This is a genomic window from Thalassolituus sp. UBA3500 (assembly GCF_002377545.1).
GTDB lineage: Bacteria > Pseudomonadota > Gammaproteobacteria > Pseudomonadales > Oceanobacteraceae > Thalassolituus.
Genome location: NZ_DFQB01000001.1, coordinates 64,074 through 84,910 on the forward strand (window position 1 = coordinate 64,074; position 20,837 = coordinate 84,910).

General features: G+C 51.9%; 20 protein-coding genes. 12 read left to right on the plus strand and 8 right to left on the minus strand.

Annotation, left to right across the window (positions count from 1 at the left end; translation table 11 throughout):
• Positions 1-2: 2 nt before the first annotated feature.
• Both B2R29_RS00315 and B2R29_RS00320 read left to right on the plus strand, forming a co-directional pair.
• Positions 3-434: a type II toxin-antitoxin system RatA family toxin gene (locus tag B2R29_RS00315; RefSeq protein ID WP_301179267.1), complete on the plus strand. Its 432-nt coding sequence runs from the start codon at positions 3-5 to the stop codon at positions 432-434.
• Entirely contained in the window at positions 427-732 is a 306-nt protein-coding gene (locus B2R29_RS00320; protein ID WP_301179268.1) for an RnfH family protein, read from the plus strand. Before B2R29_RS00315 ends, B2R29_RS00320 begins: the two co-directional genes overlap by 8 nt.
• Here B2R29_RS00320 and B2R29_RS00325 read toward each other — a convergent pair whose 3' ends face one another.
• Complete coding sequence (locus B2R29_RS00325) at positions 733-1,131, minus strand: outer membrane protein assembly factor BamE (protein WP_301179269.1); 399 nt, start codon at positions 1,129-1,131, stop codon at positions 733-735.
• 104 nt (positions 1,132-1,235) lie between these two features.
• Here B2R29_RS00325 and fur point away from each other — a divergent pair, with 104 nt between their 5' ends.
• Positions 1,236-1,625 (plus strand): ferric iron uptake transcriptional regulator, encoded by a 390-nt coding sequence (gene fur / locus B2R29_RS00330; RefSeq protein ID WP_301179270.1) that lies wholly within the window; start codon positions 1,236-1,238, stop codon positions 1,623-1,625.
• 127 nt (positions 1,626-1,752) lie between these two features.
• On the opposite strand, the gene recN is transcribed toward fur, so the two are convergent.
• Entirely contained in the window at positions 1,753-3,429 is a 1,677-nt protein-coding gene (recN, locus tag B2R29_RS00335; protein ID WP_301179271.1) for a DNA repair protein RecN, read from the minus strand.
• Positions 3,430-3,595: 166 nt separating this feature from the next.
• On the opposite strand from recN, the gene grpE reads away from it, so the two are divergent.
• The 4 genes from grpE to dapB all read left to right on the plus strand — a co-directional run bounded on the left by grpE (position 3,596) and on the right by dapB (position 8,748).
• On the plus strand, positions 3,596-4,168 hold the full coding sequence (grpE, locus tag B2R29_RS00340) for a nucleotide exchange factor GrpE (RefSeq protein WP_301179272.1): 573 nt from the start codon (positions 3,596-3,598) through the stop codon (positions 4,166-4,168).
• Between the two features lie 124 nt (positions 4,169-4,292).
• A complete protein-coding gene (gene dnaK / locus B2R29_RS00345; RefSeq protein ID WP_301179273.1) occupies positions 4,293-6,209 on the plus strand; it encodes a molecular chaperone DnaK in 1,917 nt (638 codons plus the stop codon).
• Between the two features lie 247 nt (positions 6,210-6,456).
• Positions 6,457-7,581 carry a molecular chaperone DnaJ gene (gene dnaJ, locus B2R29_RS00350; RefSeq protein ID WP_301179274.1) on the plus strand — a complete coding sequence of 375 codons (1,125 nt, stop codon included), beginning with the start codon at positions 6,457-6,459 and terminating at the stop codon, positions 7,579-7,581.
• A 363-nt stretch (positions 7,582-7,944) separates the two neighbouring features.
• Entirely contained in the window at positions 7,945-8,748 is an 804-nt protein-coding gene (gene dapB, locus B2R29_RS00355; RefSeq protein WP_301179275.1) for a 4-hydroxy-tetrahydrodipicolinate reductase, read from the plus strand.
• A 169-nt stretch (positions 8,749-8,917) separates the two neighbouring features.
• Here the strand turns inward: dapB and B2R29_RS00360 are convergent, their stop codons facing one another.
• Complete coding sequence (locus B2R29_RS00360; RefSeq protein ID WP_301179276.1) at positions 8,918-9,682, minus strand: hypothetical protein; 765 nt, start codon at positions 9,680-9,682, stop codon at positions 8,918-8,920.
• 123 nt (positions 9,683-9,805) lie between these two features.
• Positions 9,806-10,420, minus strand: coding sequence for a TetR/AcrR family transcriptional regulator (locus tag B2R29_RS00365; RefSeq protein ID WP_301179277.1), 615 nt, complete (start codon positions 10,418-10,420; stop codon positions 9,806-9,808).
• Positions 10,421-10,783: 363 nt separating this feature from the next.
• Here B2R29_RS00365 and carA point away from each other — a divergent pair, with 363 nt between their 5' ends.
• The 3 genes from carA to greA all read left to right on the plus strand — a co-directional run bounded on the left by carA (position 10,784) and on the right by greA (position 15,764).
• Positions 10,784-11,932: a glutamine-hydrolyzing carbamoyl-phosphate synthase small subunit gene (carA, locus tag B2R29_RS00370; protein ID WP_301179278.1), complete on the plus strand. Its 1,149-nt coding sequence runs from the start codon at positions 10,784-10,786 to the stop codon at positions 11,930-11,932.
• A gap of 22 nt (positions 11,933-11,954) precedes the next feature.
• Complete coding sequence (gene carB, locus B2R29_RS00375) at positions 11,955-15,170, plus strand: carbamoyl-phosphate synthase large subunit (protein ID WP_301179279.1); 3,216 nt, start codon at positions 11,955-11,957, stop codon at positions 15,168-15,170.
• Between the two features lie 117 nt (positions 15,171-15,287).
• Complete coding sequence (greA, locus tag B2R29_RS00380) at positions 15,288-15,764, plus strand: transcription elongation factor GreA (protein ID WP_301179280.1); 477 nt, start codon at positions 15,288-15,290, stop codon at positions 15,762-15,764.
• Between the two features lie 99 nt (positions 15,765-15,863).
• Here greA and B2R29_RS00385 read toward each other — a convergent pair whose 3' ends face one another.
• Positions 15,864-16,883, minus strand: coding sequence for a fatty acid desaturase family protein (locus tag B2R29_RS00385; RefSeq protein ID WP_301179281.1), 1,020 nt, complete (start codon positions 16,881-16,883; stop codon positions 15,864-15,866).
• A gap of 124 nt (positions 16,884-17,007) precedes the next feature.
• On the opposite strand from B2R29_RS00385, the gene B2R29_RS00390 reads away from it, so the two are divergent.
• Complete coding sequence (locus B2R29_RS00390; protein WP_301179282.1) at positions 17,008-17,817, plus strand: PaaX family transcriptional regulator C-terminal domain-containing protein; 810 nt, start codon at positions 17,008-17,010, stop codon at positions 17,815-17,817.
• Positions 17,818-17,854: 37 nt separating this feature from the next.
• Here the strand turns inward: B2R29_RS00390 and B2R29_RS00395 are convergent, their stop codons facing one another.
• From B2R29_RS00395 to B2R29_RS00405, 3 genes are all read right to left on the minus strand, one after another.
• A complete protein-coding gene (locus tag B2R29_RS00395; protein ID WP_068437929.1) occupies positions 17,855-18,373 on the minus strand; it encodes an acyl-CoA thioesterase in 519 nt (172 codons plus the stop codon).
• 163 nt (positions 18,374-18,536) lie between these two features.
• Positions 18,537-19,661 (minus strand): beta-ketoacyl-ACP synthase III, encoded by a 1,125-nt coding sequence (locus tag B2R29_RS00400; RefSeq protein WP_301179283.1) that lies wholly within the window; start codon positions 19,659-19,661, stop codon positions 18,537-18,539.
• Between the two features lie 98 nt (positions 19,662-19,759).
• Positions 19,760-20,062: a YhbY family RNA-binding protein gene (locus tag B2R29_RS00405; protein ID WP_297530411.1), complete on the minus strand. Its 303-nt coding sequence runs from the start codon at positions 20,060-20,062 to the stop codon at positions 19,760-19,762.
• Positions 20,063-20,178: 116 nt separating this feature from the next.
• On the opposite strand from B2R29_RS00405, the gene rlmE reads away from it, so the two are divergent.
• Entirely contained in the window at positions 20,179-20,799 is a 621-nt protein-coding gene (rlmE, locus tag B2R29_RS00410; protein WP_301179284.1) for a 23S rRNA (uridine(2552)-2'-O)-methyltransferase RlmE, read from the plus strand.
• Positions 20,800-20,837: the final 38 nt, after the last annotated feature.

A 20,837-nucleotide genomic window follows, 5' to 3' on the forward strand; every position in this document is an offset into this window, starting at 1 on the left:
AAATGACCCGAATATCGCGAAGCGCGCTTGTATTACATACCGCAGAGCAAATGTTTGACCTGGTGAACGACGTTCGTCGATACCCGGAGTTTCTTCAGGGGTGTGAGTCGACGCATGTGATCGACGAATCTGAAGATTTTATCGAGGCCAGACTTACTCTGGCTAAAGCTGGATTTGAACAAAGCTTCACCACGCGCAATGAACTCAGCCGTCCGGAGACAATGAAAATCAGCCTTGTAGAAGGGCCATTCAGTAAGTTTACTGGTACATGGCATTTTCAGAAACTGTCTGACGAGGCCTGTAAGGTCACCCTTGAACTGGAGTTTGAGATGGCTAGCCGGATTGCTGGTGCGGCTATGGGCGCCTTGTTCAAACAGGTGGCAGGTATGATGGTTGATGCGTTCGTGAAGCGCGCGAAGGAAATTTATGAGTGACGAAAAAATTCAGGTAGAGGTTGCGTATGCCTTACCTGAGAAGCAGAAAATCATCGCCATTGATGTCGTGCCAGGCACCACAATGATGCAAGCCGTTGAGGCATCGGGTATCACCGCTGAGTTCCCCGAGCTGGATTTAGGCGCCGCTAAATTCGGTATTTTTGGTAAGGCTGTTCGCTCACCTGACAGTGAAGTGCTTAAAGCCGGTGATCGTGTAGAGATCTATCGGCCTTTAATTATTGATCCTAAGCAGGCACGAGCGAATCGTGCCGCAAAAGCAAAGAAAGCCGAAGAGTAATCACTCTTCGATTGAAGGGAGAGTCGGGTTACGCTCTTCTGGCGGAACTTCACTGGTCTGGTTTTCTTCGCTGAACTCTTCAGGTGGCAGCTCTCCACTGTAGTGACTGTAGAGCGCAGCGTCGTCGAAGTGCAGTGTGACCTGATAGCGTTTGGTGATTTTATCTCTCACTTCCAGGGTGTAGATGTAGTTCCAACGCTGGTCTGAAAATGGGTTTCTGGCGACAGGGTTGCCCATCAGATAAATGACCTGGCGTTCAGTCATTCCGGACTCCAGTTGATCCAACATGTCTTGGGTAACAATATTGCCTTGTTGAACGTTGAGTTTGTAGACGCCTGGGAAGGTACAGCCGGAAAGGGTTGCAAAACCCAGTAATCCGGTCAGAATTAAAGCTCGCATAGTCAGGGTTAAATCCGGGCATTAGTTATTAAGAATGGACGGGATGATACCTGATCACCCCATCCACTGTGAAATGATAGAGGAATACCGTGTCAGAACAGAACATGGAACTTCGTAAAGCGGGCCTTAAGGTCACGCTGCCCCGAGTCAAAATTCTCAGTATTCTTGAGAGTAACCCAGAAGCGCACATGAGTGCTGAAGACGTGTATCGTTCACTGATCGACGCGGGCGAAGACGTGGGTCTAGCCACTGTTTATCGTGTACTGACTCAGTTTGAAAGTGCGGGTCTGGTTGAGCGCCACAACTTCGATGGCGGCCACTCTGTATTCGAACTCGCACGTGGCGAACACCACGACCACATGGTGAACGTCGAAGACGGCACCGTGATTGAATTCTCGAACGAACAGATCGAACGCCTGCAGCACGAAATTGCTGAAGAACATGGTTTTGAGCTGGTTGATCACAGTCTGGTGCTTTACGTTCGCAAGAAGTAACGTCAGGCTGTTATTAGCAAGCACGATCAAAAAGAGCCGCAACTGCGGCTCTTTTCGTATCTGCTGATTCAGCGTATCTGAATTGTTGCGGTTCCGAGCTTGCGGTTCTGAGAGCAGCGCATTAAAACTAAGAACCCGCCATGGCCAGCATTTCACCGGCGTGAGCCAATGTCTGCTGTGTAATCTCGACACCACCCAGCATTCTTGCGAGCTCTTCTTTGCGCTGAGAAGTCGTCAGAGTGCGGATGCTGGTGTGCGTGGCTGAGTCGCCGCTGACTTTACTCACCTGAAAGTGATTATGGGCCTGTGCCGCTACCTGAGGCTGGTGGGTCACGCACATAATCTGGGCCTGTTCACCAAGCTCACGCATCAGGCGTCCGACACGCTCAGCGGTGCCTCCGCCCACACCGACGTCGACCTCATCGAAGATCAGACATGGGGTGTGCGACGTTGCTGCAGTGACGACCTGCAGTGCAAGGCTGATACGCGAGAGTTCGCCCCCAGAAGCAACTTTAGCCAGAGGGCCTGCGGGCATACCTGGGTTGGTTTGCACTTCAAAGCCAACAAAGTTAAGCCCGTGCGGGTTCAGTTCACCGTCAGGCAATTCATCGCATCGGGTGGTAAAAATAGCCTTGCCGAGGCCCAGGGAGTCGAAGTGACTGCTTACTGCACTGCTCAGTTTACTGGCCGCTTTCTGACGCTTAGCAGACAGCTGCTGAGCGTCTTTCAGACAGATCGCTCTGAGATTGACCACTTCTTCTTCCAATGCTTCCAGGTCATCGTCTGACAGGCTCATGGCTTCTAATGCCGCTTCCTGTTCCTGCCAGTGGGCATAAAGCGACTCGGGGCGGATCTGATGTTTGCGCGCCATGCTATAAAGCTCGCTCAGGCGGGCATCAATCTGCTGCAGACGGTGTGGGTTCATATCGATGTTATCCAGATACCGCTGCAGAGAGCTGGCCGCTTCATCGAGTTGAATTTGTGCCTGATTCAGCATGTCACGGACTTCGTCCAATAACGGGTGTGTATCGTTGATGCTATCGACTTCCTGCAGAGCGCGGTGAATCATCTGGCTGGCAGCGTCATCGCCAGAGTCGCCGCCGTTGCAGACGATCATGGCAGACTGGCCACAGAGCAAGGTGTTCTCGGCACCGGATAAACGTTTCTGTTCGACCTCAAGGTCGCTCAGCTCGTCTGCTTTCAGCTCCAGGTCACGTAACTCACTGACCTGATACTCAAGTAATTGACGTTGAGCCAGCAACTCGCTGCTGGATTCGCGCAGTGTAAGTAAGCGCTTCTCTTCTTTTCTCCAGGCCGAAAACCCATGTCGAACAGTCTCTGCGAGTGGGTTTAGCCCAGCATAGGCGTCGAGAATGTCGCGCGCCGCGTCTTTTTCAAGTAATCGCTGGTGAGCATGTTGTGAGTGAATTCCTATCAGATGCTGCCCCAGATCACGAAGGTCCGCGGCGGAGACCGGGCGGCCATTCACATAACCACGAGAGCGTCCTTCAGCGGAAACCACCCGTCGCAGGATAACGTTGTCGTCTTCTGCGGGCAGATCATGCTGTCTGAGCCATTCCAGAGCGGCCGTATTCACAGTAAACGTGGCAGCCACGTCGGCTTTATCGTGACCTTGTCGTACGGCACCTGCTTCCGCCCGCTGGCCCAGGGTCAGGCCCAGTGCCCCCAGCAGGATGGACTTACCGGCGCCGGTTTCACCGGTGATAACTGTCATGCCTTGCGCAAAATCGAGTTCCATATGCTCGATGAGGGCAAACTGATGAATCGACAGTGAGGTCAGCATACGACATCCTCTGATCTGAATGTATATACAGTGTTTTTATATACAGTATCGATTCCTGTCAAGGTGTTTTCCATGAACAGGGATTGAAAACAGGGGTTGAACTGTCAACGGCTGGCCCCATATAGCCGACAGCGATATGAATTAAGACCGATGACAGAGGTGACTGATGTCTGAAGAACAGAAACCCCAGGAAGAAATTCTGGAAGAAACTGCCGAACAGGAAGCGGTTGATGACGCTCAGGTAGAGGCAGAATCCCCGGCTGCTGATGAGCTGGAAGCGGCCCGTGCGGAAGCGGCAGAAGCCAAAGATCAGGTACTGCGTGTGCAGGCTGAAATGCAGAACGTTCGCCGTCGGGCTGAGCAGGATGTCGAAAAGGCGCACAAGTTCGCTGTCGAGAAATTCGCCAACGAAATGCTGACCGTCGTCGATAACCTTGAGCGTGGCCTTGCCGCAGCGCCGGAAGAAGAAGCCACTAAGGCGATTCGCGAAGGCATGGAAATGACTCTCTCTGGCTTAATCAGCTCACTGGAGCGCTTCAAAGTCGAGCAGGTTAATCCAGAGGGTGAACCTTTCAACCCAGAGCTACATCAGGCAATGACCATGGTTGAAAACGCAGAACTTGCGCCGAACACAGTGATGGCCGTAATGCAGAAGGGCTACACCCTGAATGGCCGTCTGTTGCGCCCAGCGATGGTGATGGTCAGCAAAGGCGCCGCTCAGATCGACGAGAATGCCTGATAAAAAGTATGGAATAAGGTCTTGAAAGCAAAAAACGTGACCTTATATAGCTAACAACGACAGATAACGCTGTTTTTACAAAGTTTCAGATAGCCGCAGCAGGCGGCAAATTGGAGATTCAATTATGGGTAAAATTATTGGTATCGACCTCGGCACCACTAACTCATGTGTTGCGATTATGGACGGTGACAAGGCGCGTGTTATTGAGAACGCCGAAGGTGATCGTACAACCCCTTCTATCATCGCGTACACCGACGACGAGACTCTGGTTGGTCAGTCTGCAAAACGTCAGGCTGTTACTAATCCACAGAACACGCTGTTCGCAGTGAAGCGTCTGATCGGTCGTCGCTTCAAAGACGACGTTGTTCAGAAAGACATCAAAATGGTGCCTTACAAAATCATCGAAGCCGGCAATGGTGACGCTTGGGTTGAGGTGAAAGGCGATAAGTTTGCACCGCCACAGGTGTCTGCAGAAGTTCTGAAGAAAATGAAGAAAACTGCAGAAGACTACCTGGGTGAAGAAGTCACTGAAGCAGTAATTACTGTTCCGGCTTACTTCAACGATTCTCAGCGTCAGGCAACGAAAGACGCGGGTAAAATCGCAGGCCTCGAAGTTAAGCGTATTATCAACGAGCCAACCGCAGCAGCACTGGCATACGGTATTGATAAGCAGACTGGCGACCGTACTATCGCGGTATACGACCTGGGTGGTGGTACCTTCGATATCTCAATCATCGAAGTCGCTGACGTTGATGGCGAGAAACAGTTTGAAGTACTGGCAACCAACGGTGACACCTTCCTCGGTGGTGAAGACTTTGACCTGCGCCTGATCGAGTATCTGGCAGAAGAATTCAAGAAAGAAAGCGGCATTGATCTGCACAACGATCCACTGGCTCTGCAGCGCCTGAAAGAAGCCGCAGAAAAAGCGAAAGTTGAGCTGTCTTCAAGCCAGCAGACTGACGTGAACCTGCCGTACATCACTGCAGACGCGTCTGGTCCTAAGCACCTGAACGTTAAAGTGACGCGCGCCAAGCTGGAGTCTCTGGTAGAAGAGCTGGTTAAGCGTTCACTTGAGCCATGCCGTACCGCACTGGCGGACGCAGACCTGAGCGCTTCAGAAATCGACGAAGTGATTCTGGTGGGGGGGCAGACTCGTATGCCACTGGTTCAGAAGAGCGTTGCTGAGTTCTTCGGTAAAGAGCCACGCAAAGACGTGAACCCGGACGAAGCGGTTGCCGTCGGTGCATCGATTCAGGGTGCGGTACTGTCAGGCGACGTGAAAGACGTTCTGCTGCTCGACGTAACCCCGCTGACGCTGGGCATCGAAACCATGGGTGGTGTAGCCACACCAGTGATTGAGAAAAACACCACGATTCCTACTAAGAAGTCGCAGGTATTCTCAACCGCAGAAGACAACCAGACTGCTGTAACCATTCACGTGGTACAGGGTGAGCGTAAGCAGGCGGCTCAGAACAAGTCACTGGGTCGTTTCGACCTGGCAGACATTCCGCCAGCAGCACGTGGTATGCCTCAGATTGAAGTGACCTTCGACATCGACGCCAACGGTATTCTCAACGTCAGCGCGAAAGATAAGGCGACTGGCAAAGAGCAGTCCATCGTGATCAAAGCGAACTCAGGTCTGAGCGACGAAGAGATCGAGAAAATGGTGTCTGACGCGGAAGCAAACGCTGAAGCGGATAAGAAGTTCGAAGAAATGGTTCAGGTTCGCAACACAGCAGATGGCCTGATCCACGCGACTCGCAAGACACTGGAAGAAGCCGGCGACAAAGCGACCGATGATGAAAAATCAGCCATCGAAGCAGCCATCGCTGATCTGGAAGAAGCACTGAAAGGCGACGACAAAGACAACATCGAAGCCAAAACCAATGCTCTGACAGAAGCGTCTTCATCTCTGGCTCAGAAGCTGTATGCAGAGCAGGCAGCACAGGCGGAAGCCGCAGGTGGTGCGGAGCAGGGCGACAGTGCATCTCAAGATGACGATGTGGTTGACGCTGAGTTCGAAGAAGTCAAAGACAAATAAGGCTATAGACCTGGCTGCGTTGCTATCGCGGTGTTGGAAAAGAGTTCGGAATGCTCATGTATGACTAATACACTGCGCTTCCTCACTCTTTTCCGCCTTGCGCTAGCGGCCTCGCCGACGGTCCTGAAACACCGAAGTTGTGAAACAGGTGTTTCGGAAACCTTAGGAATAAGTGGACGCGGCAACCAGTTTGCCGCGTTTTACTTCGTAGCGGAGCTGCGAAGCAGTTTTAATTAACAGGTGAATCATGTCCAAGCGGGATTATTACGAAGTTCTCGGTGTCAGCCGGGATGTCGACGCGAAGGAGCTGAAGAAGGCTTACCGTAAACTGGCGATGAAATACCATCCGGACCGCAACCCGGATGATAAAGACGCAGACGCTAAGTTTAAGGAAGCGACTGAAGCCTACGAAATTCTGGGTGACCAACAGAAGCGTGCCGCGTACGACCAGTATGGTCACGCAGGTGTCGACCCGAATGCCGGTGGCGGTGGCTTCGGTGGCGGCGGTGCTAACTTCAGCGATATTTTCGGTGATGTGTTCGGTGATATCTTTGGTGGCGGCGGTGGCCGTGGCGGTCGTGGTGGCCCTCAACGCGGTTCTGATCTGCGTTACACCATGGAGCTTTCTCTCGAAGAAGCCGTGCGCGGTATTGAGAAGAAAATTCGTGTACCGACCCTGACAAGCTGTGAAACCTGTGACGGCTCAGGTGCCAAGCCTGGCACGTCACCTAAGACCTGTGGCACTTGTGGTGGCGCAGGTCAGGTTCGTATGCAGCAGGGCTTCTTCTCTGTGCAGCAGACCTGTCCGACCTGTCGTGGTCAGGGCACTATGATCGAAGATCCGTGTAACAGCTGTCACGGACGCGGTGTCAAAGAAGAAACCAAAACACTCTCGGTGAAAATACCTCCGGGTGTTGATACAGGTGACCGTATTCGTCTGTCAGGTGAAGGCGAAGCCGGTGCCATGGGTGGCCCAGCGGGTGATCTCTATGTTCAGGTATCCGTAAAAGAACACGAGCTGTTCCACCGTGATGGTCGCAACCTATATTGTGATGTGCCCATTAGCATTGTGGATGCAGCGCTTGGTGGCGAGCTTGAAGTGCCGACTCTTGATGGTCGTGTTAAGCTCAAGATCCCAGCAGAAACGCAATCAGGCAAACTTTTCCGTCTGCGCGGAAAAGGCGTTACGCCAGTCCGTGGCGGTACCGCCGGTGACCTGCTCTGCCGGGTGCAGGTAGAAACGCCAGTGAATCTGTCGAATGAACAGAAAGATCTGCTGATGAAGTTTCAGGAGTCGCTGACCGGTGAGAAACACTCGCCGCAGAAGAAGTCGTGGTTTGAGGGAGTTAAACGCTTTTTTGAGGATATATAAGGCCTAGCTGCGTTGCGATTACTGCGTTAAAAAAATTCCCTGAATGCTCATGTACTACTTGTACACTGCGCTTCAGGGAATTTTTTTGCCTTGTACTCGCGGCCTCGCTGACGGCCTCGGCATCGTAGTTACCGCTTCGTCCATAGTTTGGTGCTTAGATGACTACGCCTTCGCTTTTTGTAGGAGCGCATCATATGCGCGAACAATTCTCACCTGAGCACTGATGTCTGCCTAACCAATGGCGTTTACTCTGTATGAGCGCACCCCATGCGCGACACTCTGGCCTTTCCCGCGCTTTTCCTTACCCAACGCCTTCGGTATCCTTAGACCAACTATTTAGCCTATCTACAAAGCAGAAGAATAATGACCCGAATTGCTATCACCGGTGCCGCCGGTCGTATGGGGCGTGTGCTGATCGAAGCCGTCCATAATGATGAATCCGCTGACGTCGCTGGTGCGATTGTTCTCGAAAATGATCCGATGGTCGGTGTTGATGCTGGGGCTATCGCTGGTCTGGCCACCATTCTGAACGTAAAAGCTGTCACGTCGGTCGAGGAGGCGATCCCGCACTTCGATGTGCTGATCGATTTCACTTCACCAGAATCTACCATGGCCAACGTTGAATTGTGCCAGAAGCATGGTAAAGGCATTGTGATTGGCACGACAGGACTGACCGACGAACAGAAGTCGAAGCTGAAAGCGGCTGCCGGGGACACCCGCATCGTTTTTGCCCCTAATTACTCGGTCGGTGTAAACCTGTGCCTGAACTTGCTGCGTATGGCGGCGAAAGTCATGGGCGACGAGAGCGATATTGAAGTGATTGAAATGCACCACCGTCATAAAGTGGATGCACCATCCGGTACTGCACTGCGCATGGGTGAAGTCGTTGCAGAAACCATGGGGTGGGATCTGAACGAAGTCGCCTGCTATGGCCGTGAAGGTCAGACCGGCGCGCGTCCTCACAAGCAGATCGGTTTTGAGACCATTCGTGGCGGTGACGTCGTCGGTGATCACACCGTGATGTTTGCCACCGAAGGCGAACGTGTTGAGGTGACGCACAAGGCACAGAGCCGTATGACCTTCGCCAAGGGTGCAGTACGTGCGGCGAAGTGGCTGACTGAACAGCCTGCAGGGTTATACGATATGCAGGACGTATTGGGATTCTGATCTGACCTCCTGAACTTGCCCATGCGGCGTTAAAAGTCAGCGCGGAATGCTCATGTATCACTTATACACTCCGCTTCCTTGCTGACTTTTGCCTTGCCTGACCTTCGCTCAGAAGCTCAGAAATAAAAAAGGCCGCGATTGCGGCCTTTCTTATATCTGGTGATCAGGCTCAGTCGTCGTTTGGATCAAGCGGATCACTGTCGTCCAGTTCGTCGATCTTGGCGAGCAGCGCTTTCAGACCTTCTTTATCTTTGGCAACATTCGACAGGTCGTCTGGCGTTGCGTCGTCGAAATCGCGCTCGCCATCCTCCAGTAGGTCTCGCATACCGCTGAGGGTAACGTACGGCGCGCGGCTGGATACGGCGTTTGCAAGCCACGAAGGCAGACGCCCGGCGAGGTCAACAAAGGTTGTGAAGCGCACTTTGGTCATGTCTTCGCTGAGTGGCGTGATTTCGAACAGGTTCGAGAACTCACGAATTTTCACCATGTTGTCATGCTCGGGGCCAGCGTCTTCAATATTCCGGCTACTGATGTAGATGACGTCGTTTTCAATCCATGACTTGCTTTTGATTGTCACGTAGCGCGCAGCCACTGGCCAAACGCCCTTATATTCCATGTAGCTGTATTCAGGCGGAACGGCAGCGCTTTTACGGCAGAAGTAGACCCACTTATAAAGGTCTTCTGGAGTATCAATGGTCAATAGAATATTCAACGCTGGTTCGTTGAGAATGACTTCGCCACGAAACTGTTTTACGTCTGCTCCGGGGATTTCCCGGCGCCAGGTCGACACCTCGCCCACGTCATCGCCTGAAGAGGTGACTTCCCATGGGATAGAATCGTCGATTTCTGTGACTTGTGGTTCAGCGGTTGCACTGAAAGGGATGGTCAGTAGCAATGCAGCGGCCGCCGCACAGGAAAACATCGCGCGTTTCACGGTATTAGTCTCTTGTTGTGATAATTTTTAGTAGGTTAACCCCGAATGACCATGCTATGTAAGGTTGGTCTGGGCCGCAAGCGGAGAACGCGCCACGAGTGTGGCGCATTATAACCTGAGTAATCAGGCAGATTGCACGCCGAGGGTGTGGCTGAAGCCTCTTGATATAAGCTCACGGATAGCTGCTTCGTCTTCAGCGTCGGGACTGAAGACCATCATTACCAGCATATGAGCATTGCCTAATGCCCAACGTGCACGGTCGTGGGCGGGCAAGCCGGGCGCGAGCCGGCCGTCGTTAACGGCGTTTTCTATCTGAGTTTCTATAAGAGACATCATCTGGTTCTGAAATTTCAGGTATCGGGGCCAGGTATCTTCACGTACAGACGAACTCCACTCCAGCCAGATTTTGAAATAGTCCGGATATGTCTTACAGGCGTGGATAACGGTGGTGATGCAATGGTCCAGAACTTCTGCTGCGCTGCCTTGCTTGTCAACGGCTGAAACAGAGAGGTCGATAAGGTAGTGTTCGACTTCATCGAGTACTTCATCTACCAGGACTTCCCGGGTATTGAAGTAGTTGAACACCGTGGCAACCGATACGCCGGCCCGTTGAGCAATTTCGGTATGTCCAGCGCGGCCGATACCACGAAGGGCAAACACCGTAATGGCGTCTTTCATCAGTAGTTGCTTGCGTTTGGATGGATTCAGTCTGCGGCGGACGTGCGCTTCTCCGTGCATGGTCTTGCCCTGTAATAGTTATTTTCCTGATGGGACACAAGTATGCGACAAGGGGAATAACAAAGGGAATACGTTAATAACAAAACTTATACAATAGTATGAGTTTGTATCAGGATTCAGGAGCGAACTGACCTCTGCCGTTACGAACAGCTCACGTGGACAATTGGTCATTATTTCGGTATCATCCCGCGCAATTTACGTATGTACAGCGGACGCCAGTCACGCACTGTCAGAATTGATCCGGAAGCGGGATGGAGTCAGAAAAGTCACCATCCCGCTTTTTTACGGCTCACGCAAGTACAGTCTGGCGTCAGCCAGATGCATACGCTACCAGTTTTATCGTAAAATTTCGGGGAAAGAGTCTTGTCTACGCCAGCAATTCTAGCTCTTGAAGACGGCAGCATCTTTAAAGGTACCAGCATCGGTGCTGAAGGTCTGTCTGTCGGAGAAGTGGTATTCAACACCTCCATGACCGGTTATCAGGAGATCCTCACCGATCCTTCTTATGCCCGCCAGATGGTTACTCTGACATATCCTCATATTGGTAACTACGGCACCAATGATGAAGATGAAGAGTCAAACGATGTTCACGCTACGGGCCTGATTATTCGTGATCTGCCACTGATTGCATCAAGTTTCCGCAACCAGAAAGCACTCGATGTGTACCTGAAAGAGCACAAGGTTCTGGGTATCGCCGACATTGATACTCGCCGCCTGACGCGTATTCTGCGCGAAAAAGGCTCTCTTAACGGTTGTATGATCGCTCGCGACGATGCGCATTCAGATGCCACTATCGCCGAAGCGATTGAAGCGGCAAAAGGCTTCCCGGGTCTGAAAGGTATGGATCTGGCTAAAGAAGTGACTGTTTCAGGAGCCTACAAATGGACTGAGTCAGATTGGACTCTGGGCCAGGGCTACGGTCAGGTCAGCGACCCTAAATTCAAAGTGGTTGCGTACGACTACGGTGTGAAACGCAACATTCTTCGCCTGTTAGCTGAGCGCGGTTGTGATCTGACGGTTGTTCCTGCTCAGACTCCGGCATCCGAAGTACTGGCGATGAATCCCGACGGTATTTTCCTGTCCAATGGCCCGGGTGACCCGGAGCCGTGTGATTACGCCATCAGCGCGATCAAAGACATTCTCGAAACTAAGATCCCTGTGTTCGGTATTTGCCTCGGGCATCAGCTGCTGGCTCTGGCGTCCGGCGCTCAGACTGAAAAAATGCCGCACGGTCACCACGGTGGTAACCACCCAGTTCAGGATATTGAAACGGGTCGCGTCATGATCACTGCGCAGAACCACGGTTTTGCCGTGACTGAAGCGACCCTGCCTGCCAATGTGAAGGCGACTCACAAATCTCTGTTTGATGGCACCCTGCAGGGTATCGCTCTGACTGACCGCCCGGCATTCAGCTTCCAGGGGCACCCCGAAGCCAGCCCAGGTCCGAAAGATGTTGCACCACTGTTCGACCACTTTATTGAATTGATTGAAGCCGCTCAGGCCGCGAAGTAACAGAAACAGGAAATACCGAGACATGCCAAAACGTACAGACATACAAAGTATTCTGATTATCGGTGCTGGTCCGATCGTTATCGGTCAGGCCTGTGAGTTCGACTACTCAGGCGCCCAGGCTTGTAAAGCACTGCGTGAAGAGGGTTACCGGGTTATCCTGGTGAACTCTAACCCTGCGACCATCATGACTGACCCGTCGATGGCCGATGCGACCTACATTGAACCTATCACTGTAGAAGCCGTTGCTAAAATCATTGAAAAAGAACGTCCTGATGTACTGCTGCCTACCATGGGTGGTCAGACCGCACTGAACTGCGCCCTCGGTCTTGAGTCAGCTGGTGTACTGGAAAAGTTCGGCGTTGAGATGATCGGTGCCAACGCAGATACCATCGATAAAGCAGAAGATCGTGACCGCTTTGATAAGGCAATGAAGGCCATTGGTCTTGAGTGCCCTCGTGCCGGTATCGCGCACAGCATCGAAGAAGCGCGTGAAGTTCAGAAAACACTGGGCTTCCCATGCATTATCCGTCCGTCGTTCACCATGGGTGGCACCGGTGGTGGTATTGCTTACAACAAAGAAGAGTTCGAAGAAATCTGTACTCGCGGTCTGGACCTGTCTCCAACCAACGAGCTGCTGATCGACGAGTCTCTGATCGGTTGGAAAGAATATGAGATGGAAGTGGTTCGTGACAAAAACGACAACTGCATCATCATCTGTTCGATCGAAAACTTCGATGCGATGGGTGTGCACACCGGTGACTCCATTACGGTGGCGCCTGCGCAGACCCTGAGCGACAAAGAATATCAGATCATGCGTGACGCCTCTCTGGCGGTACTGCGTGAGATCGGTGTAGAAACCGGTGGTTCTAACGTTCAGTTCGGTATCAACCCGAAAGACGGCCGTATGGTCGTCATCGAGATGAATCCTCGTGTGTCCCGTTCTTCGGCGTTGGCATCGAAAGCGACCGGTTTCCCGATTGCTAAAGTGGCTGCCAAGCTGGCCGTTGGTTATACGCTCGACGAGCTGCAGAACGACATCACCGGCGGCGCGACGCCAGCGTCATTTGAGCCGTCGATCGACTATGTCGTGACTAAAATCCCTCGTTTTACCTTTGAGAAATTCCCACAGGCTGACGGTCGTCTGACCACTCAGATGAAGTCCGTGGGTGAGGTAATGGCGATTGGCCGTACTCAGCAGGAGTCTCTGCAGAAAGCCCTGCGTGGTCTTGAAGTGGGCTCTGTTGGTTTTGACCCAATGGTCGATCCAAAAGATCCAATGTCACGCGACAAGGTGATTTCGGAACTGCGTACGCCAGCGTCTGAGCGCATCTGGTACGTGGGTGATGCTTTCCGTCTGGGTATGTCGGTTGAAGAAGTGTATGAGCACTCTGCGATTGACCCATGGTTCCTTGTACAGATCGAAGATCTGATTAAAGAAGAAGAAGCTGTAGCTCAGAGCAGCCTGCAGGCGCTGAATGGCGACCGCATGTTCCGCTTGAAGCGCAAAGGTTTCTCTGACGCACGTTTGGCAGAGCTACTCGGCGTGACCGAAAAGACCGTGCGTAAGCATCGCCATAAGTTGAACATTCATCCGGTGTACAAGCGCGTTGATACTTGTGCGGCCGAGTTTGCGACAGACACCGCCTACATGTACTCAACGTACGAAGAAGAGTGTGAAGCGAATCCGTCGGACCGTGAAAAAATCATCGTTCTGGGTGGTGGTCCTAACCGTATCGGTCAGGGCATTGAGTTTGACTACTGCTGTGTACACGCAGCACTGGCATCGAAAGAAGAAGGTTTCGAAGCCATCATGGTCAACTGTAACCCAGAAACAGTATCGACGGACTACGACACCTCTGACCGCCTGTACTTCGAACCGGTAACTCTGGAAGATGTACTGGAAATCGTTGCCAAAGAGAAGCCGAAAGGCGTCATTGTTCAGTACGGTGGTCAGACGCCACTGAAGCTGGCTGACGAACTCGAAGCGGCGGGCGTACCGATTATTGGTACGTCACCAGAAGCGATTGACCGTGCTGAAGACCGTGAGCGCTTCCAGCAGATGATTCAGCGTCTGGGTCTTAAGCAGCCGGTGAACGCGACCGTGACGTCCACCGAAGAAGCTATCGCTAAGGCGGCGGACATTGGTTATCCGCTGGTTGTTCGTCCGTCCTATGTACTGGGCGGTCGTGCCATGGAAATCGTGAGTAACGAGAAAGCGCTACGTCGCTACATGACCGAAGCCGTAAAAGTGTCTAACGACTCTCCGGTTCTGCTTGATCACTTCCTGGACCGTGCGATCGAAGTCGACATCGATGCCGTATGTGACGGCGAACAGGTGGTTATCGGCGGCATCATGCAGCACATCGAACAGGCGGGTATTCACTCTGGTGACTCTGCGTGTTCACTGCCTCCATATAGCCTGGCAAAAGATGTTCAGGACGAAATGCGTGCGCAGGTTGCTGCGATGGCGCTGGAGCTGGGTGTGGTTGGTCTGATGAATACGCAGCTGGCGTATCAGGACGGCGAAATCTATGTGATCGAGGTGAACCCTCGCGCATCCCGCACGGTTCCATTCGTATCTAAGTGCATCGGTACGTCATTGGCAGCCATTGCTGCGAAAGTGATGACGGGTAAGTCTCTGGCGGAACTTGGTTTCACCAGCGAAGTCGTACCATCTTACTTCTCAGTAAAAGAAGCCGTCTTCCCGTTCAATAAGTTCCAGGGCGTCGATCCGATTCTTGGTCCTGAAATGAAATCGACCGGTGAAGTCATGGGTGCTGGCAGCACGTTTGGCGAAGCTTTCTTTAAGGCGCAGCTGGGTGCGGGTGCGTTCCTTCCGAATGAAGGTCTGGCTTTCCTGTCAGTGCGTGACGCAGATAAAGAAGGCGTTGTCGAAGTGGCGAAAGGCCTGATTGCTTGTGGCTTTAAGGTGATTTCGACCGATGGTACCTGTCGCGTGCTTCGTGAAGCGGGCGTAGAAAGTGCTCGTGTTAATAAGGTTAACGAAGGTCGTCCGCACATTGTTGATATGATTAAGAACGATGAAATCGCTCTCATTGTTAACACGACTGACGGCCCGCAGGCGATTGTGGATTCTGCTGATATCCGTCGCAGTGCACTGCAGCACAAGGTGTATTACACCACCACGCTGGCAGGTGCTGAAGCGGTAGTAGAAGCGTTGCGTTCCGAAGGTCTGAAAGAAGTTCGTCGTCTTCAGGAACTGCACGCTTCGATTTAATTCAGTCGAGGCGCGTTATTCCATCATCGCGAATGAAATAGCGTCATTAATAACAATATCCAGATGCCCGGAGCGAATGACTTCGGGCATCTTCTATAACAAGGGAGTCAAAATACGATGCAAAAGTATCCTATGACTGTCGAAGGCGAAAAAGCGCTGCGAGATGAACTGCAGCAGCTGAAAACAGTTGAGCGTCCTCGTGTTATTCAGGACATCGCTGATGCACGTGAGCATGGTGATCTGAAAGAGAATGCTGAATATCACGCGGCGCGTGAGCAGCAGGGCTTTATCGAGGGTCGTATTCAGGACATTGAGGGTAAACTGTCAAACGCTCAGGTGATTGATATCAAATCGATTCCTCATTCCGGCAAAGTACTATTCGGTACTACAGTGAGCATCATTAACGTCGATACTGATGAAGAAGTGGAATACCGCATTGTTGGTGACGATGAAGCAGATATTAAAAACAACCGCATTTCAGTGTCTTCACCGATTGCGCGAGCGCTGATTGGGAAATCAGAAGGTGACACTGTGGTGGTTAATATCCCAAGTGGTACCGTTGAATATGAAATTGATGAAGTGAAGCACGTGTAGTTGTGTTCATGATTTCGTCAATGAAAACAAAAGAGCCCGCGTCCAGCGGGCTTTTTTGTTGGGGTGGTTCAATGAACCGGTTGGGTGCTGCTATTTATGTTACTGAGCTGAGGATGCTGTTTTCAGAACCTGCCAGTAACTTGGGGGGACAGGGGTAATTTTGTGTTCCTGCATCAGTCTGTGCAACTCGGGAAGCTGCCAGAAAGGTACAGAGACCAGAGCATGATGTTCAATATGGAAATTAACATGGCATGGAGCGAACAGTGCGCGGGCAATAACACCGGCGCGTGTTGTCCGTGTGTTTTTAAGCATGTCTCCGGTACGTTCTGTGACTGCATGTTCGGCAATGGCTCGTACCCTGATGCAGAAGGGATATGTGAACAGATAACTTGCCCACCACAGTGCGAATAGCTCGGTTAGATTCAGGCTGAATGCCGCGGCAAAGAACACAGAATGAAAAATCAGTGTGCGGCGACTGTTGACGAGAAAAGCGCGCAGATGTCGAAGTTTTCCCCAGTCATCCCGATCCAGTTTTTCGACTACGCCAGTCACATTCCAGCGAATTAATTCCGCGTTCATCATGGCCAGGCCGATGACTGATTTGAGACCTGTCTGACCGGTGAAGTCTCTTATGAATTTTCGAATCAGGGATGGTTTGGTGGTCGGAAATCCTTCAATCAATGGAAGGTCGACGTCTTTTTCTGTTCCGGTATGAATGTGGTGTTGGGCGTGATGGTGTCGGTATTTTATAAGATCCAGATAAACGGGCGCGGCGCATAGCCAGTGGGTCACGGTGTCATTCAGCTTGCCGTTGGCAAACAGTGTACGGTGGGCGCCTTCATGAGTCAGGATGGCTAAAGCCAGAATGCGTCCGCCAAGGAATAGCAGGCAGAGTGTAACCACAGGTATAGACCAGTAGCCTAACTGATCCATAGCCAGCCAGGCTGAAGCAAGCAGCATTGAGATTGCGATCCAGCACTTGGCCACCGCCATTGCGCCGTGAAGGTCTGAGCGTTGCTGCAGTCGAGCGATGGTGTCAGCCCCCAGGACTTCGTTGAGCCTTTGGCGGGCGGACTCCCGCAATAGTCCAGTTTCAAATAGAGCTCTATCGTCGTTCATTGGGTTACCAGTTTTATTATTGTATCCTCCTATTACACTATTTGAATCAATGGGGTGAATCAAGTAACTATTCCTTTCGGGCTGCTATGCTAGTATGTGACGACAATAAGATCAGAATGCCTGTATGCCCAGCTCCGAAAGCTCGTATCCCGCAAAGAAGTTAATCCTGAACCTTGTAAAAGAGGCGCAACAGCCGATCTCTGCACAGGTCATGGTGCGTATGGCAGAGTTGTTTTCTGTCGAAGCGAATAATGTGCGTGTAACCTTGAACCGGTTGACCCGTCAGGATTTTCTGGATCTGACAGAGCGCGGCATTTATGTGCTTGGCCCCGCTGCGAAACATCTTGCAGAGCGGCAAAGCGCCTGGCGGCGTACGGAAGACAAAGTCCGTCCATGGGAAGGTCAGTGGATTGCTATATATGCAGCACATCTGGGACGGCGCGATCGTAAAGTGCTTCGCCAGCGCCAGCGTGCTATGACCATGTTGGGCTTCAGCGAACTTTATCAGGGGATGCTGGTTCGCCCTGATAATCTTCGGACTTCATTGCCCGATCTGACCAATCAGTTGTTTCACCTCGGGCTCGAGACAGAAGCATGTGTATTCCGTGCAGAGGCTTTCAATCCGGGGGCAGAACCTGTGCCACAGACGCTGTGGCCGGTTGCAGAGATCAATGCCCGGTATCGTAACAATACGGAAGAAATGCAGAACTGGAGGTCATCGTTTGAGGACAAGCCGCTCGATGTTGCAGCACGAGAGTGTTTTCTGATCGGTGACCGCGTGCTTCGCGATATTGCTTATGATCCGCTTCTTCCTGAGCAGATTGTGGATCAGCAGGCCCGCAGTGAGATGGTTGAGACAATGGCTGACTTTGATGATCTTGGTAAGTCTATCTGGCGGGAATTGATCAGCCGCTTTATCGAAGATCAGACCTGAGCGGTCTGATCTTACGTTCCCGATTATCTCGATGACGTTATGGGCAGCTGACCAGGTCTACGCCCAGCTCGTCTGATCCATCATCGGCTTCGATAGCCTTCATCATTTTCTGAAGTCGTTTACCGGCTTCACGACGCTTCATTGCCTTGTTATAGCGGCGAACCTGAACATCGTCTTTCAGCTCAAGCGGTGGCAAAGGGGTAGGCTTATTGTTTTCATCCATCGCAACCATATTAAAGTAGCAGGTGTGCGTGTGACGGACGGTTTTCAGTTTGATGTCCTCAGCGATCACTTTGATGCCGATTTCCATGGAGGTGCGTCCGACGTAGTTGACCGTCGCAAGGCAGGTAACCAGTTCGCCAATATGAATGGGCTGCTTGAACAGCACATTATCGACAGAGAGCGTAACAGCGTAGTGGCCGCTGTACCTCATTGCGCATGTGTAGGCGACTTTATCGAGGAGTTTGAGTAATTCTCCTCCGTGCATGTTACCGGAGAAGTTGGCCATGCCGGGGGTAACCAGCTCGGTCATTTCGGTCTGGATAATCTGACCCATGAATCTTACCTTGGTTTAGACAAGCGTTCATTTTGTCAGATTATTCGATATTTATCAGCGGTTTAGTGCCAACGTCGGCTTTGTCGTACAAGAAATAGAACCGCTAAAGAAAAAGCCGCACTGCGAAACACAGTACGGCTTTAAAGAGCGGAAGTGTCAGGCGTTATATCTTCTCGACTAACAGGCTGCCGACTGAGTAACCTGCACCGAAGGAGCAGATCAGGCCTTTCTCGCCGCTTTCGAAGCCATCTTTGTGGCGGTGGAAAGCAATCAGGGAGCCAGCGGACGCCGTATTCGCAAATTCATCCAGGACGATGGGGGTTTCATTCGCCTCGGGTTCGCGGCCCAGGAGCTTCTTGGCTGCAAACATATTCATTGTCAGGTTGGCCTGGTGCAGCCACATGCGTTTGAGGTCGCTGGCCTCAAGCTTGTTCTCTACCAGCTGTTCACTAATGAATCCAGTCACCAGGGGCAGCAGCTCTTTGAATACCTTACGGCCATTCTGGCGGAAGTATGGACGGTCTTCAGGCAGTTGATCATCACTGAAGCTGTGGTCTGTATAGTTGCCGTCGCAGCGGATGTTGTCGGAGAAGGTAGTCATCTGCTTGGTGTCGAGTACGCGGAATGCGTAATCGGCTGTACAGGTATCTTCGAGTTCCATGACAACTGCGGTCGCGACGTCACCGAAAATAAAGTGGCTGTCACGTGATTTGAGATTGACCTGAGGAGAGGCAAACTCAGGATTTACCACCAGAACACACTTTGCTGTTCCAGCCTTGAGGGCTGTGAAGGCGTTAATCATTGCAAAGGTCATGGTCGAGCAGGCAATCCCCATATCGTACGCGAACCCTTTGATGCCCAGTTTCTGCTGAACTTCAACCGCGGCAGACGGATAGGGACGCTGATGATTGGTGGTGCCCATGATCACCAGATCGATGTCTTCCGGCTTTTTATTGGCTTGCTCCATCGCTTCCCGACCCGCCGCAATAGCCATAGTGACTGTTTCTGGCTCGTCACCGGCCAGGGCTGGCTTGAAAGTGGGTGCCATACGCTCAGGGTCCAGCATCCCTTCTTTATACATCACATAACGCGATTTGATGCCCGAAGCTTTCTCAACGAACTCGCTGCTTGATGTAGGTAATGCTTCAACATCTCCCGCTTCAATCGCGGCGGCATTTTCAGCATTAAACTTTTCAACGTAGGCGTTGTACGCCTGGATGAGTTCATCGTTGGAGACAGTGTGTGGCGGAATAAAGAGGCCTGAGCCTGAAATAACAATGTTCGACATCGCTGCTTAACCTTTTTTATTTTGCATTATCCCCGCTGCGGGCTCGGTATCCAACCTCTGCACGGGTCCGGTGGTTAATTTGTCCTGATTTGCGGCGCTCAGCGCTGCAGGTTTGATAAAGCCGGTTTTGCTTTCGGGTTCCGTCGCAGAAGCAGGGCGGTGTTGCCGATCTGCTGGACCAATTCTACTCCGGTACGTTTGACCAGCTCAGTGATGACCGCTTTTTTAACCTCACGATCACCGACTGATACTTTGATTTTTATCAGTTCGTGATCATCGAGAGCACGGTTCAGCTCTTCCATGACGCCATCAGTGAGGCCGTTGCCTGCCACTGTGACAATAGGGTTCAGGGTATGGCCAATAGATCTGTAGGCCTTCTTCTGTTCGTTGCTTAACGCCATAGGGTTCGGTCGCTCGACTTTAGGGTGTAAAATATGGCCAAAGTATACCTCAGGTGCATGAGAATAACTGCATTCTGAGTGCCACACAGACGTAAAATTACGGAGTACATGGCCTTATGGCGCGCTCGAAATCCAGTGCAGACTGGTTGAAAGAACATGTTGACGATATCTGGGTCCAGAAGGCACAGCAGGATGGCTATAGAACGCGGGCCAGTTATAAACTCATTGAGCTGGATGATAAGGACAAACTGATACGCCCCGGTTCTGTGGTTGTGGATCTCGGTTCAGCGCCTGGTGGTTGGTCGCAGGTGGTTGCGCAGCGAGTCGGTGAGAAGGGGCTTGTCATTGCTTCTGACATTCTGGAAATGGACGCCATCGCTGATGTGACCTTTATTCAGGGGGACTTCACCACAGAAGAAATCTACGACCAGCTTGTCGATGTGATCGATGGTCGTCCGGTAGACCTTGTAATCTCGGATATGGCCCCCAATATGAGTGGTATGTCGTCTATTGACCAGCCTGGCGCTATGTATCTTGTAGAGCTGGCGCTGGACATGGCGCGTCAAGTGTTGAAACCAAACGGCAGTTTCGTAGCCAAAGTGTTTCAGGGCGAAGGCTTCGATGCTTACCTGGCTGATATGAAACAGTCGTTTGCGAAAGTAATGATTCGTAAACCCAAAGCATCACGAGCGCGGTCACGAGAAGTGTATATCGTCGCTAAAGGTTTCCGTCCCTGAGCATAGGCTGCTAAGCTAAGCAGAGTGATTCCGGCCGC

Excerpts from the sequence above, each read along its gene's own strand:
- dapB (WP_301179275.1), top strand. The coding sequence starts at position 7,945 with ATGACCCGAATTGCTATCACCGGTGCCGCCGGTCGTATGGGGCGTGTG.
- B2R29_RS00390 (WP_301179282.1), top strand. The coding sequence starts at position 17,008 with ATGCCCAGCTCCGAAAGCTCGTATCCCGCAAAGAAGTTAATCCTGAAC.
- fur (WP_301179270.1), top strand. The coding sequence starts at position 1,236 with ATGGAACTTCGTAAAGCGGGCCTTAAGGTCACGCTGCCCCGAGTCAAA.
- B2R29_RS00405 (WP_297530411.1), bottom strand. The coding sequence starts at position 20,062 with ATGGCGTTAAGCAACGAACAGAAGAAGGCCTACAGATCTATTGGCCAT.
- B2R29_RS00395 (WP_068437929.1), bottom strand. The coding sequence starts at position 18,373 with ATGGGTCAGATTATCCAGACCGAAATGACCGAGCTGGTTACCCCCGGC.
- B2R29_RS00325 (WP_301179269.1), bottom strand. The coding sequence starts at position 1,131 with ATGCGAGCTTTAATTCTGACCGGATTACTGGGTTTTGCAACCCTTTCC.
- rlmE (WP_301179284.1), top strand. The coding sequence starts at position 20,179 with ATGGCGCGCTCGAAATCCAGTGCAGACTGGTTGAAAGAACATGTTGAC.
- B2R29_RS00385 (WP_301179281.1), bottom strand. The coding sequence starts at position 16,883 with ATGAACGACGATAGAGCTCTATTTGAAACTGGACTATTGCGGGAGTCC.
- recN (WP_301179271.1), bottom strand. The coding sequence starts at position 3,429 with ATGCTGACCTCACTGTCGATTCATCAGTTTGCCCTCATCGAGCATATG.
- B2R29_RS00320 (WP_301179268.1), top strand. The coding sequence starts at position 427 with ATGAGTGACGAAAAAATTCAGGTAGAGGTTGCGTATGCCTTACCTGAG.
- greA (WP_301179280.1), top strand. The coding sequence starts at position 15,288 with ATGCAAAAGTATCCTATGACTGTCGAAGGCGAAAAAGCGCTGCGAGAT.
- B2R29_RS00315 (WP_301179267.1), top strand. The coding sequence starts at position 3 with ATGACCCGAATATCGCGAAGCGCGCTTGTATTACATACCGCAGAGCAA.
- dnaJ (WP_301179274.1), top strand. The coding sequence starts at position 6,457 with ATGTCCAAGCGGGATTATTACGAAGTTCTCGGTGTCAGCCGGGATGTC.
- dnaK (WP_301179273.1), top strand. The coding sequence starts at position 4,293 with ATGGGTAAAATTATTGGTATCGACCTCGGCACCACTAACTCATGTGTT.
- carB (WP_301179279.1), top strand. The coding sequence starts at position 11,955 with ATGCCAAAACGTACAGACATACAAAGTATTCTGATTATCGGTGCTGGT.
- grpE (WP_301179272.1), top strand. The coding sequence starts at position 3,596 with ATGTCTGAAGAACAGAAACCCCAGGAAGAAATTCTGGAAGAAACTGCC.
- B2R29_RS00365 (WP_301179277.1), bottom strand. The coding sequence starts at position 10,420 with ATGCACGGAGAAGCGCACGTCCGCCGCAGACTGAATCCATCCAAACGC.
- B2R29_RS00400 (WP_301179283.1), bottom strand. The coding sequence starts at position 19,661 with ATGTCGAACATTGTTATTTCAGGCTCAGGCCTCTTTATTCCGCCACAC.